The 13615-nt window shown below is 51.7% G+C and carries 13 protein-coding genes and 1 pseudogene; 6 read left to right on the forward strand and 8 right to left on the reverse strand.

Annotation, left to right across the window (positions count from 1 at the left end):
- Window positions 1-734, reverse strand: a 734-nt coding sequence (locus V6Z81_05160) for a hypothetical protein (protein ID MEG9861875.1), incomplete at its 3' end; no start/stop codon positions are given.
- Window positions 735-1056: 322 nt separating this feature from the next.
- Here V6Z81_05160 and V6Z81_05165 point away from each other — a divergent pair.
- Entirely contained in the window at window positions 1057-1194 is a 138-nt protein-coding gene (locus V6Z81_05165; GenBank protein MEG9861876.1) for a hypothetical protein, read from the forward strand.
- 169 nt (window positions 1195-1363) lie between these two features.
- On the opposite strand, the gene V6Z81_05170 is transcribed toward V6Z81_05165, so the two are convergent.
- On the reverse strand, window positions 1364-2050 hold the full coding sequence (locus V6Z81_05170) for a TetR/AcrR family transcriptional regulator (protein ID MEG9861877.1): 687 nt from the start codon (window positions 2048-2050) through the stop codon (window positions 1364-1366).
- A 98-nt stretch (window positions 2051-2148) separates the two neighbouring features.
- Window positions 2149-2415 (reverse strand): hypothetical protein, encoded by a 267-nt coding sequence (locus V6Z81_05175; protein ID MEG9861878.1) that lies wholly within the window; start codon window positions 2413-2415, stop codon window positions 2149-2151.
- 54 nt (window positions 2416-2469) lie between these two features.
- Between V6Z81_05175 and V6Z81_05180 the strand changes: the two are divergent.
- Window positions 2470-3196: pseudogene (locus V6Z81_05180) on the forward strand (thymidylate synthase).
- A gap of 252 nt (window positions 3197-3448) precedes the next feature.
- Here V6Z81_05180 and V6Z81_05185 read toward each other — a convergent pair.
- A complete protein-coding gene (locus V6Z81_05185) occupies window positions 3449-4417 on the reverse strand; it encodes a ribonucleotide-diphosphate reductase subunit beta (GenBank protein ID MEG9861879.1) in 969 nt (322 codons plus the stop codon).
- A gap of 83 nt (window positions 4418-4500) precedes the next feature.
- Window positions 4501-6489, reverse strand: a complete 1989-nt coding sequence (locus tag V6Z81_05190) for a ribonucleoside-diphosphate reductase subunit alpha (GenBank protein MEG9861880.1) — start codon at window positions 6487-6489, stop codon at window positions 4501-4503.
- Window positions 6490-7123: 634 nt separating this feature from the next.
- Here V6Z81_05190 and pip point away from each other — a divergent pair.
- On the forward strand, window positions 7124-8080 hold the full coding sequence (pip, locus tag V6Z81_05195; GenBank protein MEG9861881.1) for a prolyl aminopeptidase: 957 nt from the start codon (window positions 7124-7126) through the stop codon (window positions 8078-8080).
- 58 nt (window positions 8081-8138) lie between these two features.
- On the opposite strand, the gene V6Z81_05200 is transcribed toward pip, so the two are convergent.
- Both V6Z81_05200 and V6Z81_05205 read right to left on the reverse strand, forming a co-directional pair.
- On the reverse strand, window positions 8139-8909 hold the full coding sequence (locus tag V6Z81_05200; GenBank protein MEG9861882.1) for an SDR family oxidoreductase: 771 nt from the start codon (window positions 8907-8909) through the stop codon (window positions 8139-8141).
- 23 nt (window positions 8910-8932) lie between these two features.
- The gene (locus V6Z81_05205; GenBank protein ID MEG9861883.1) at window positions 8933-10120 is read right to left on the reverse strand and encodes an acetyl-CoA C-acyltransferase; all 1188 of its coding nucleotides are present in this window, start codon (window positions 10118-10120) and stop codon (window positions 8933-8935) included.
- A 201-nt stretch (window positions 10121-10321) separates the two neighbouring features.
- Between V6Z81_05205 and V6Z81_05210 the strand changes: the two genes are divergently transcribed.
- Complete coding sequence (locus tag V6Z81_05210; protein ID MEG9861884.1) at window positions 10322-10774, forward strand: hypothetical protein; 453 nt, start codon at window positions 10322-10324, stop codon at window positions 10772-10774.
- 84 nt (window positions 10775-10858) lie between these two features.
- On the opposite strand, the gene V6Z81_05215 is transcribed toward V6Z81_05210, so the two are convergent.
- Complete coding sequence (locus tag V6Z81_05215; protein ID MEG9861885.1) at window positions 10859-11704, reverse strand: crotonase/enoyl-CoA hydratase family protein; 846 nt, start codon at window positions 11702-11704, stop codon at window positions 10859-10861.
- 140 nt (window positions 11705-11844) lie between these two features.
- On the opposite strand from V6Z81_05215, the gene V6Z81_05220 reads away from it, so the two are divergent.
- Both V6Z81_05220 and V6Z81_05225 read left to right on the forward strand, forming a co-directional pair.
- Complete coding sequence (locus V6Z81_05220; protein ID MEG9861886.1) at window positions 11845-12696, forward strand: MaoC/PaaZ C-terminal domain-containing protein; 852 nt, start codon at window positions 11845-11847, stop codon at window positions 12694-12696.
- Between the two features lie 5 nt (window positions 12697-12701).
- On the forward strand, window positions 12702-13613 hold the full coding sequence (locus V6Z81_05225; protein ID MEG9861887.1) for an acyl-ACP thioesterase: 912 nt from the start codon (window positions 12702-12704) through the stop codon (window positions 13611-13613).
- Window positions 13614-13615: the final 2 nt, after the last annotated feature.

Genomic DNA, 13615 nt, shown 5'->3' on the forward strand with positions numbered 1-13615 from the left:
CCATTGCCCGGGACAAACCACGGAGCCGAATAGTGCATCTGATAAGATGCGCCCTCTTTAGCGCCTATAAGGCTGCGTCCGAAGCCACCACTTAGATACATGTCATGATCTTCAATGAAGTCATTGGCGTCCTCTTCACCGAAGGCTTCAATGCGAACCCGTCCGCCGACCCGCAGGCCATTTTCAAGGACAGCATCGGCGTCAACGACAATACGGCCAAAGCCCAGTTTCGCCTGGGTCTGGGAATATTCGTCTACCGATTCCTCCGTTGCTGCTTCTGTCTGAGTCCAATAAAGGGTGTTGGCGCCCCCTGTAGGGAGTGTCATAGAGACGTGGTTCTCTTCTCCCTTTTCCACGTCTCCTTGTTTAGGCTCAAAGGGATTTTCCGCACCCCTGTCATGGTCACAGAGTCCGAAAGTATCCATCATGGCGGGGTTGCCCCGCGGCGAGAAATCCGGACCACATTCGACGCCACGAATGAGGACAGCCGGGGTCTCCTGACCCAGATTATGACGGTGCGACGCATTAGCGGCATTCCAGTCAAAATTTGCGGGAGCTGAGCGCAGGCTATATTTCTCTCTGGACGCTGCCGTTACATTATCATCGGTATCTGCGACATAGAAGCCACCGTTCATATTACCGCTGACTTTAACGGACAATTCTGCCGCCACACCCGGAGCCGCGATTAAACCCGCAGTTGCCAGCGCCGTACTGCCCAAAAGCATCTTTCTCATAGTTTGCCCTTCCTTCTTTTGACCTGTTAGTCTTTAAAATAGACCCAGATTTTTAGCCCCTGTGACTGTTTCCGGTTAGTTGATGTCTGAGATTCGATTCTTTTTATCACCCTTCCCTGATAAGTGCTACCTAAAAAAGCCCCTTCTCCCCCAAATATATACCGGCATCTTAGCCCGTAAGATAGTATGTTTCCAGCTGGAGATATGGATGGTGATTACCCGTTAAAACTATATGAGTCCCCAAAAGAGGCCGGATTCTTATAGAATCCGGCATTTTTGTTGCCTTTGTTGATTTCTTTCCCTTTATTAGAAGGAGATATTCATGACAATATCCGCCACGGTTTGGTCTCGTGTGAGTCTCCCTGTGCATCGCGTAGCGCTCCGCAATAAGGTAATCCGCATGCCGGCTCTGTCGCAGGGTCAACAGCAAGGCGCAAGCGAGCTGGCTGCTCTGGTTTAGCAGCCGCGAAGCGCAGCCAGAACGGTGGATGCTTTGACATCGTAGGCTTTTTGCAAATAAAAAAAGCCCACTTCGTCTCCTCACCGCAGGGCTAAATCTGCCGGTGGCCGATTTAACGGATCTCCAACAGATATACATAACGTGACCCGCATCCCGGTATATTAAACGTCTACGGGGAGGGTCCGTCCAGATTTGAAATATATTTCGCCAACCCCTCATCAACCTGCCTGTAAAAACTTTCATCTATATAAGGGGCCAGCATGAAGGCACCTTTTTGCAAGCCTCTGGCGATTTCCTGCGGACTTGTCTGATCGGGGGAGCTCCTGATTTCCGCATGACGTGGCCACGCGCTCCATAACACCCACATGCTCTCGGCCAGATAGTCACACGATTCCCGATCAACCCTGACCGGACCCGGATTGTGTTCAAAAAGATTGTCCAGCAGCCGGCGGATAGCCTCAATGCCTTCATTGGTCAGTTCCCTGAAACTGTTTTCCAGTTCCGGCGAGCGGTGCGCGAGTTCATGCCCTGCCGATATGACAAATCGGTAGCGCCACAGGATGGCCCCCCCGTTGCAATAATAGTTGACGGCCTGCGCCGGCATGACCGGTCCGAAAGCCGGCAATGCTAAAATGTCAAGCAATTCTGAACGCAATTGATTGACGATTTCCAGGGCAATTTCGGAGAAATTATTAAAGTAGTAGTAGATATTGCCGGGGCTGATGCCGGTATGCTCGGCAATTTGTGCGGTGCCTATATTGGCTCCATGCAGATTTATTAATTCAATGGCGGCTTCAATAATACGTTCGCGGTTACCACTGCGTTGTCCTCGTGGTTTGGTGATGGCCTGGCTCATAGAGGTTTTCATGCCGATTTTTTAGATTAAGAGTCCATAGATTAAATAAGTCTGTAAATAAACTATACACTCTATATCTTATATCAAATAATTTTTTTTTAGAAAAACAGGTTTAGTTTTTGATACAGGGAGGTTGAGATAACTCTGGTTGCCTGTGGTGGCGGTGGAGGTATGATGGTGTCTTCAGGAACAAACATGACGACCATGACGACGCTACCCGTTAGTCGTACACTTCCTGACAAACATACCGTTACACTGTCGGCGTCAGACCAAACCTGCATGTGTACACATGATTGTATGACCGGTGATGGTACTTCCGTAGACCGTAGCGGCACGGCCGCCTTCAACGTGGAGATGGTTGTCATAAAGAGCGTAAACCTCTTTGTTGCCGGTGCGTCAAGCGGCAATATCTTGATCTCATGGGAGACATTCTCAGAACCGGTGTTAACCGGGATGACCGCACCGGCACTGGTGCGTGCAGCGTGTTTGGCCGTCAGATGCGCTTTGATTTGAACGAGGGCTTTTCCGCTACTGACCACACGGAAGTTGCATGTTAAGTCCATCATCCACGAATTGTTGTGGTTCTTGTCCGGTGATACCAATGTCAAAACCCCACAGGAAAACGGAGTGAGCATTTGGGATGAATGGGCTGATGAGAAGGGTAATCTGGGTCCCATCTACGGGCATCAGTGGCGTTCCTGGACCGCGCCTGATGGCGAAACCGTTGATCAGATTGAACAGGTCATCTCTTTGATTAAAACGGACCCCAACTCCCGGCGCCTACTCGTAAACGCCTGGAATGTAGGTGAGATTAAAGACATGGCCCTCCTGCCTTGTCATTGTCTGTTTCAGTTCTTTGTGGCGGAAGGGCGGCTGTCCTGCCAGCTATATCAGCGCTCGGCAGATTTCTTTTTAGGAGTGCCTTTTAACATCGCCTCTTACGCACTGCTCACCTCCATGATAGCGCAGGTGTGCAATCTGAAGCCGGGCGAGTTCATTCATACGCTGGGTGATACCCACATCTACAAGAACCATTTTAAGCAGGCGCGCAAACAAATGACGCGCATTCCTAAGCCCTTGCCGGTGTTGTTTATGAACTCTAACATCAGGAACATCTTTGACTTTCGCTATGAGGACTTCCGGATTGTCTATCCGGGCCACAATACGGAGGCTACGCAACGGTGCTTGAAAAAATGGAGGGAAGCGCCGGAACTGCCGGTGGGTGATAAGGCCGTAGACACGGCCAATAAGAAAAGCCCGTCTTCGCCTATCTCCGCACCGATCTCGGTGTAGGCTGCGCAAACATTGGCAACGGGAATAAATCAATTTTGGTCTTAAGTATATAATTTCCTAAAAAGGGCCTGTGGGTAGACAAGTATAGTGTTCCCTTTTTTACGTTTAGTGCGTTAGTTCAAAGGCCTCTTCCCATGTGCCCTGTGTGGCGGCCCGGGAATATTCTGTAGCGCGGCCTTCAAAGAAGTTGACATGCTCAATGCCATTGAGCATCGCATCCATCCATGGCAGGGGATTATCGTCAATCTGATAGGCGGGCTTTAATCCCAACTGCACAAGGCGGCGGTCGGCGATATACCGGATATAGTCCTTAACCTCCTGACCGGTTAGCCCTTCTACGCCGCCCATTTCGAAGGCAAGGTCAATAAAGGCATCCTCATGGCTGACGATCGTATCGCAGGCCCCGTAAATCGCCTTCCGCAAATCAGGGGTCCAGATATCCTGATTCTCATCAATGAATGTGCGAAACAGCCGGATAATGGAATTGGTATGAAGCGTTTCATCCCGCGCTGACCATGTAACTATTTGCCCGACGCCTTTCATTTTATTAAAGCGGGGAAAGTTCATGAGGATGGCGAAACTGGCGAACAGTTGCACCCCTTCCGTAAAGCCCCCAAACACGGCCAGAGTCTTGGCTATGTCCTCTTTGGTTGCCACACCCCATGTGCGCATATAGTCATATTTGTCTTTCATCTCGCCATATTTGAGAAAGGCTTCATATTCCACTTCGGGTATGCCGATTGTATCCAGCAGATGGCTATAGGCGGCGATGTGAATGGTCTCCATGTTGGAGAACGCCGCTAACATCATGGTGACTTCGGTCGGTTTGAATACCTGCGAGTAGTGCTTCATATAGCAATTGTTGACCTCAACGTCCGCCTGCACAAAAAAGCGAAAAATCTGAGTGAGAAGATTGCGCTCGGCATCGGTCAGGTTGCGGCGCCAGTCTTTGACGTCTTCGGCCAGAGGCACTTCTTCCGGTAGCCAGTGAATACGTTGTTGTGTAAGCCAGGCGTCATACGCCCAAGGATAACGAAACGGTTTATAGACCAGACGTTCTTCCAGTAGCGACATGCTGCGACTCTCTCCTCATGTGAATCATGTGATTTGCGGGTGTTAAGATTACCCTACCGGCAGTGATTAGCCTACTGGCAATTTTACTGACAACTTAGACACTCATCGTTGCTATAGTCCGGCACTTCTGCCGTATCGGCCCGTTGTATAGACAAGGATCGGCAATAGTAGAGGCTTTTGACGCCATTTTTCCATGCCCTGTGATGCAGCATGTGCAGGTCACGCTTGTGAACGTCCGCCGGTAAGAAGACATTGAGAGACTGAGCCTGATCAATCATCTCCGAGCGGTCGGCGGCCAGATCAATAATCCATCGCTGGTCCAGTTCAAAGGCCGTCTTGAAGACGTCTTTTTCATCTTGAGTGAGGCAGGCCAGATGCTGAACGGAGCCGCCGTTAATGGTAATGGATGACCATACCTCTTCATTGTTTTGTCCTTTCGTCTCCAACAGGGTTGTCAGGTGACGATTGCGCACATTAAAAGAGCCGGACAGAGTTTTGTGCGTGAAACTATTGCCCGCGATGGGCTCAATGCCGGGACTGGTTCCCCCGCAAATAATGGAGATGGAGGCCGTGGGCGCTATCGCGGTTTTATAGGAAAAGCGCTCCATGATGTTGTAGTCGGCGGCATCGGGGCAGGGGTCGCGTTCTTCGGCCAGTTTGCGGGAGGCGGCGTCGGTACTCTCTTTAATATGAGAGAAAATCTTCTTGTTCCATACTTTCGCCATGACCGACTCGAAAGGAATCATCTTGCCCTGAAAAAAAGAATGAAGACCCATAACACCTAAGCCCACGCTCCGCTCGCGCATGGCGGCATATTTTGCCCGTTCCATAGAGTCCGGCCCGCGATTGATAAAGTCTTCCAGAACATTATCCAAAAAGCGCATGACGTCTTCAATAAATTGAGAATCGCCGGACCATTCATCAAACTTCTCTACATTAAGAGAAGAGAGACAACAGACCGCCGTGCGCTCCTGATCCAGATGGTCAATACCTGTGGGCAGGGTAATCTCGCTGCACAAATTAGATGTTTTAATTTCCAGCCCGGCCAGTTTATGTTGCTCGGGGCGGGCGTTGTTGACGGTATCTTTGAACACAAGATAAGGCTCACCGGTCTCAATGCGTGCGGTGAGCAGACGAATCCAAAGTGCCCGCGCCGATATTGTCTGAGTAGCCGTGCTATCCCGCGGACTGATGAGTGCCCAATCGGCATCTTCTTCTACAGCCCTCATAAAGGCATCTGAGATTAACACCCCATGATGCAGGTTGAGAGCCTTGCGGTTGGGATCGCCGCCAGTGGGACGGCGAATTTCTATGAACTCTTCAATTTCCGGATGATCAATGGGCAAATAGACTGCCGCCGACCCCCGTCGCAAACTGCCCTGACTGATGGCAAGGGTGAGGGAGTCCATCACCCGTATGAACGGAATGATGCCACTGGTTTTGCCGTTGCGTCCGACCGCTTCACCGATAGAGCGCAGATTGCCCCAATAACTGCCGATGCCGCCACCCTTGGCGGCCAGCCAGACATTTTCGTTCCACAACTCAACAATGTCTTCCAGACTATCGTTAGCCTCGTTGAGAAAACAGGAAATCGGCAACCCCCGCTCGGTGCCTCCATTGGAGAGAATGGGTGTTGCGGGCATAAACCACAGCCGGGAGATATAATCATAAAGCCGCCGGGCGTGGTCGGTATCATCGCCATAGTAGGAGGCAACACGGGCAAATAAATCCTGGAATGTTTCGCCAGTTAGCAGGTAGCGGTCTTGCAGGGTGGCCTTGCCGAAGTCCGTTAAGAGAGCATCGCGTCCGCGGTCCACCGACACACCGCTACGCGCTTCCAACTGAACAATCTGGTCTCGACCAAACAGAGTCTCTTCTACGTCTGTAGCACCATTATGAACGGCCTGACTGTGAGGTGGCTGAATAAGGTTGGTTACAACATTGTTTTCAATTTGACCGTTGTTCATGTTTCCATTTCCTAAACCATCGGTGTCTGCGGCCTCATTATTGTTGAACTCATCACCGTTAAAGCCATCAAGTTTAATACCTAGTTTATCGGTATCTCGAAACATTAGCGATACTCCCTCCTGTGCATTTTGTCCCAATCCATCTTAAGCCACCCTAATTCTTGCACTTTCTCTGCCATGCTACGGGTCCCTCCCGGGTGTTGTGTGTGGCGCTGTGGATGGCATTGTGGGTAATCTCGGGCATTGTGTCGTTGTTGTGTTGTCTCATGGTGTCATTGCGGCTGCAGCGTTGGTAATCGCCGAGGCTGTGGATAATCCCTGAGCATTGTGGATAACTCCTTTTTTGCCGTCTGACTCCCCTCTGTCGAATAGTATGGTTAACCATCCGGAAGGAAGGCAGTATTTCTATTGATCGCTACCGTCAGCCGCTTGACCGACCTCCGCCGACTCATTGATTGGCCCTTGCAAGAGACCCCCGTTGATTTTCCCTTCCCATCATAGACGGGAAGAAATCACCACCAGATATAGTATATCACCCCCATCCAATAGTCAACAAGTAGTATGTCAGTCCCGCCCGGAAAAATGGCTGGCAATCTGCCCTGTCAACCACCATTGGCGTAAATTTACCGTATTTTACGCCATACAAATTTTCTTTTTTGGTGCGGCCTTCCCCTGCGTGGCTTTGCCCAATATGGTAAAGGCCGTTTTATAAGGGGGGGTTCCCCCGGAAAGAGATCGCATGACATCCTCAGAATACCGCCAGCCGTATCCTTCCATAGAGCCCTATGCCTCCGGCATGTTGCCGGTTTCTGATGGTCATACGATTTATTATGAAGAGTGCGGTAATCCTGATGGCAAGCCTGTGGTGATTGTTCACGGTGGCCCGGGAGGCGGATGCAATGCGGGGATGCGTCGCCTTCATGATCCGAAGGCGTATCGCATTATTTTATTTGACCAGCGCGGCTGTGGCCGTTCCACGCCCTATGCATCATTGGAGAACAACACTACGTGGCATTTGGTTGCGGACATGGAGCGGTTGCGGGAGCACTTGGGTATTGAGAGGTGGCAGGTGTGGGGAGGTTCCTGGGGTTCAACGTTATCGTTGGCTTATGGGGAATGTCATCCTGACCGGGCGAGCGAGTTGATCTTACGGGGTATTTTTACTTTGCGGCGTGAGGAATTGTTATGGTTTTACCAATATGGTGCTCATGCGCTTTATCCTGATGCGTGGGAGGGTTATGTAGCTCCGATTCCGGAGGTTGAGCGGGACGATATGATGGGAGCTTATTATAAGCGCCTGACGGGGGATGACCCTGAGGAACAGTTGGCCTGTGCGCAGGCGTGGAGCATGTGGGAGGGGTCTACGATTTCACTACGGGAGAGTGCAGACCGTGTTGCGGCTTTTGGTCGTGAACGTTATGCGTTGGCATTTGCCCGTATCGAGTGTCATTATTTTGTTAATGGCGGTTTTTTGGAGCGTGATGATCAGTTGATTGCGGATGTTGGTAAGGTGCGTGACATTCCCGGGGTTATAGTTCAGGGCCGTCACGATGTTGTAACGCCGATGATGACGGCGTGGGATTTATCCCGTGCGTGGCCGGAGGCTGATTTTCGTATTGTTCCGGATGCGGGTCATGCGTTGACGGAGCCCGGTATTACTTATGAGTTGTTGACGGCTAGCGACGGGTTCCGGTAGTGGAGCATTGCGCGATGCGATAAAACGGAGCGCCCGCACTCTCTTACAATAATTGGCTTTAATAATTGGCGCGGTCGGTCAGGGCACCGTCTACAATCATATTAATGCCGGTGGTAAAGGAAGACCGGGGGCTGGCAAGAAAAGTAGCCGCATTGGCAATATCTTCAGGAGTGGCCATACGCCTCATAGGGTTGCGGGCCATAGTGGTTTTAAACAAATCCGGCATGTCTTTCTCCACCATGTTCCACACGCCGCCCTCAAAATAAACTGTACCGGGAGAGACAACATTGGCGCGTACATGATCCCCCGCCGCCTGTTTAGCAACACCCTTAATATAATGTATAAGCGCTCCTTTGACAGCACCATAAGAGGAAGGTTCCGTAGCACTAACGGCGGATACGGAACCGATAGCGATAATTGCTGCATCTCCCGTTTTTGATGCCGATTGTTTGAGGTGTGGCATGGCCGCATCTACGGCTGCTACCGCACCCAGAATATCCACATTCATATTGCGCTGCCATGCATCAGCACTGTTGCCGATGGCCATAGCGCCGGCGTTGGAAACCAGAATATCAAGTCCATCCATATCAAGGGCGGTCCGATCTACCCACGCTCCAAGAGCGTTGCTGTCTGCGATATCTACCGCCATTCCCATGGCTTTGACACCCTGACTTTCAAAATCAGCAACTCTTTCCGCCACCTGTTCGCCATTACGTGCGCACAGTGCCAGAGTGCACCCTTCTGCCGCCAGAGTTTCGGCAATGGCGCGGCCGATGCCACGGGTTGCCCCCATGACAATGGCCTTTTTGCCTGTCAGTTTCAAGTCCAAGGAAGAATATCCGTAAGGTTACGTTAGCAGACCTCAAACAGGCCTGCCGCACCCATGCCACCACCGATGCACATAGTGACCACCACGTTTTTAGCACCACGGCGTTTGCCCTCAATCAGCGCGTGGCCTGTAAGACGCGCACCGGTCATGCCATAGGGATGACCAACAGCAATAGAGCCGCCATTAACGTTATATATCTCATTGTCAATGCCGAGTGTATCGCGACAATATAGACACTGGCTGGCGAAGGCTTCGTTGAGCTCCCATAAGTCAATGTCACCTACCTTGAGCCCAGCGCGCTCTAATAAGCGCGGCACGGCATAAACCGGCCCGATGCCCATTTCGTCCGGGTCACATCCGGCCACTGCAAAGCCACGGAAAATACCAAGAGGGTCAATATTGCGTTTTTCGGCCTCTTTGGAATCCATCACCACACAGGCGGCTGCTCCATCGGAGAGCTGACTGGCATTCCCCGCCGTTACATAATTGCCCACGCCTCGTACCGGTTGCAGACCGTTAAGACCTTCCAGCGTCGTGCTGGGCCTGTTGCACTCATCCTTGACCACTTCATAATCAACAATTTTCTCTTCACCGGTTTCTTTGTTGATTTGTTTCATACGCGTTTTCATGGGCACGATTTCATCGTCAAACTTTCCGGACTGCTGAGCCGCTGCTGTGCGCATCTGGCTTTGCAGGGCGTATTCGTCCTGTACTTCCCGCGAGATGTTGTAACGCTCGGCTACAATATCGGCGGTTTCAATCATGGGCATCCATAAAGCGGGATAGGTCTCCATGAGTTTTTCCTCGGTGATGTTATTGAGGTTGATACCTTGCATTTGCACCATAGAGATAGATTCAACCCCCGCTCCGACAACAACGGAAGCGCCATCACTAACAACCCGGCCCGCCGCCATAGCGATCGTTTGTAGACCGGAGGAGCAAAATCGGTTCACCGTAACACCTGACGTGGACGTGGGGCATCCTGCTGCTATCGCCGCTAAGCGACCTACGTTCTGACCGGTAGCCCCTTCCGGGGTTCCGCACCCCATGATGACATCTTCTACTTCGCCCGGTTCAATACCAGCACGGTCAATAGCGTGTTTGACGGCATGGCCTCCTATGCTTGCGCCATGGGTTATGTTGAAACCACCACGGGCTGACTTGGCAAGTCCCGTACGGGCTGTCGATACGATAACGGCTTCTCTGGTCATGAAATCTCCCTCTTAAAAATAAACGAGTAGCAAATTTATATCTTGTGCAACCCAAACCATAGACACTCCGGCAAGGTGCGCCAAGTAAAAAAACACCATGGCTACGGATACCTCGAGGAGCCTCTGGACAGGAGCATTATAAAAGCCATACTCTTAGGCGTTTAGGGGTCCGTTGTCCCTTTTTGAGAAACATGAGAATTAATGTCTTTGTCGCCCCCAACGCCTCCTGACGGGTACCAGCCCCTGTCTGCTACGGGTCTTCTGGTCTCTGTCGGGGCTGTTTTTTGCCGTTCTGACGAGACCGCCGGACAAGAGGAGACGCATTTATGGTGTCACCCTGAGACGGGTGTTTCTGAGGGGGGGCTTATGCTGGAGTTAGCGCGGAGTGCGCTTGAGGTTCATGGGCGGTTTATGACGACGTCAGAGGTAGGTGAACTGCTTTCCCTGTCATGCGATTTCACTAGTGCAGGAGGGGATGCACCGGAGTTAACGCCTAATGTTTCGCTCGTAGCCCTTGCCCGTGTTATACGTGCGACACGTTCTATTTTATTTTTGGAGGCCACGGTGCATCATGCCGTCCCTCCTGATGTTAATCCTGATAGCAAGGATGCCTCACCGCTTCTTATGGCCAGTGCTTTATGGCGGCGGGGATAAGCAGATGAGGACTTAATACTCTAGGGACGTGGAAACGGTCTTGAGAAAACGGCCTGACTTTTCCCTGATTTTTCTTTGTCCGTGCTAGCCTGCTTTGCGGTCGGCGAGCAGGTCAGAGAATGTCGGGTCGCGTTTTTCAGCTTTGGCGGTTACGGCCTCTCCAATATCACGGTTCGGCATCATGCCTGACTGCCAAAGGGCTACATGTCTGAGCCCTTCTTCAATGGTATGATCACGACCATAGTTGAGGATTTCCTTCGTACCCCATATCGCCATGGGAGAACGGGCGGCAATCTCGCGGGCCAGTTCCATGACCTTTGCTATCATGGCGTCATGGTCAGCAAAGACCTCGTTGATAAAACCCAACGCTTTTGCTTCTTCCGCATACAAGCGGCGACCCGTATAGGCTAACTCGCGCGCTAAGCCTTCAGGTACAAGACGTGGGAAGCGCGGGAAAGTACCAACATCGGCCGTGAGGGCGATATTGATTTCCTGAATACAGAAAAACGCATCTTGTGTGGAATAGCGCATATCGCAAGCCGAGGCGAAATCTACAGCACCTCCGATACATGCTCCATGTGCGGCCATCAGCACCGGAGCCCGGGCAGCTTCAAGGCAGGAGAATGTTTTCTGAAGTTCTAAGACATGACGAAAAAATTGTCCGCGTGTCCGGGATTGCTCAGCTTTCTCTTGGTCTGCGGCATCGCTACTGAGGCCTCCAAAGGCCGATAAATCCAGCCCTGCCGAAAAATGACGTCCCTGAGCCGAGATAACAATCACCCGGGCACGGGCGTTTTCATCAATATCCCGAACAATCTCCGGCAATTCGCGCCAGAAAGCCGGTGTTATGGTGTTGAGCGCCTCGGGTCGCGATAACACAATATGGGCAATATTTTTGTTGATAGACACATCAAAACATTCGTAAGCCATGAGGATATTCCTTCTCGTTTATTGATAGCACCGCCACCGACAGCACTGACCAGTTTGCCGATAGCGCTAACAGGGATTACTCTGCTATTAATTTAGCAGGGCTTTGCCGTAACGCAATAAGCAAAAAAGAGAGGAAACCCATGGCCATAGATTATGACCACATTATGTCGCTGCAAAAAAAAGATGAACCATTCTCCTACACAGACCGGGAGACCATGCTGTATGGGTTGGGAGTAGGGTTTGGTCGCGACCCGATGAACGAGAATGAACTCGCCTTTGTCTATGAGAAAAACCTCAAGACGATACCATCCATGGCGACGGTCATTGCGTGGGGTGCGGGTTCTATGCGCGAGAGCGGCATTAACTATCTGATGGTCGTTCACGGTGAGCAGCGGTTGACGCTGCACCGTCCCTTGCCTGCAGTGGCGGATATTTTGGCGGACAGCCGGGTGACGGGAGTTTATGACAAGGGAGCCGATAAGGGAGCCCTTATTGTAACGGAGACCGCATTGCGCCTTGCGGATACGGGCGAGCCTTTGTGCACACTGGGCTCAACGACGTTTGCCCGTGGTGATGGTGGCTTTGGGGGACCAAGGGAGGGTGCTCCGACACCCCATATATTACCTGATCGTGTCCCTGATCTGACATGTGAAGTTGAAACCCGTCCTGATCAGGCCTTGTTGTATCGTTTGTCGGGAGACCGTAATCCTCTTCATTCTGATCCGGAGGTTGCTTCGGATGCCGGATTCCCCAAGCCTATCCTCCATGGGCTCTGTACGTATGGTTCGGCCTGTCGTGGGCTTATCGGCAGCGTTTGTGATTTTGATGCCGCCTCTATTCGCCAGTTTGACGTGCGGTTTTCATCACCTGTCTTTCCCGGTGAAACCGTAGTATTGGATATTTGGCGTGATGGCGATGTGGTATCTTTCCTTGCCCGTGTTAAAGAGCGGGATGCGACCGTGCTCAACAATGGCAAATGCATTTTGGGTTAGGGTCGGTGGAAGAGCTCGTTCGCAATAGCGTTCAGACGTGGGAATGCGACCAGATGGGGCATCTCAACGTACAGTTTTATTTAACGCGTGCTGATGAGGGTCTGGCCATCCTCGGACATAAAGTAGGGTTAGGTCCCGGAACGCTCCGTGAGGCGGGCCTTGTGCTGACGGCACAGGAGCAGCACATACGGTTTCATCGTGAACAACGCCCGGGGGCAGCTTACTTTCTGCGTGGTGGTATTGTAAGTCACAGGGCGGAAGCCCTGAGCGTGTATCAGGAAATGGTCAGCACCATATCCGGAGAGGTTGCTGCTACCATGGCGGTTGAGGCGGTTGTTGCTGAAGTTCATACCCGTAGTGTGCGTGTGATGCCGGATGGGGTGAGTGGAAAGGTGGGCGGTATTATGGTTACCGTGCCCGATCATGGTAAGCCGCGCGGTATTACTATGACACCGCCTGTTCCGACACCACAGTGGACCGAAGCGCTGGCCTCCGGTATGCGGCCTATCTGGCGGGGGGCAGTTGAGCATTATATGTGTGCTCCGGATGGTGTGATGACCGGCCAGTATCTTGTGGGATGTATCTCTGCGGGTATTTCTAATTTGTTGTTTCAGACATCGGGTCGTAACCGTGAAGGTGAAGAAAATATCGGCGGTGCGGTGTTGGAGTATCGCTTGCTTCACCACAACCGGCCCCAAGCAGGAGATATAGTGGGAGTTTGCAGTGGCTTAAAGGCCGTAGGCGGCAAAACTCTAACGTGGATTCATTGGATTTTTGATTTAGAATCAGAAACCATCGCCACGACTGCTGAAGCAGTTGCCGTTACGATGGATTTAAGAGAGCGTCGCGCCGTTGCCATGCCTGATGAGATGCGCACCCGAATGGAAGATCAAATTATCCCCGGCATTGGGGTGTAACG

This window comes from Parvularculales bacterium (genome assembly GCA_036881865.1).
GTDB lineage: Bacteria > Pseudomonadota > Alphaproteobacteria > JAPOUT01 > JBAJNM01 > JBAJNM01.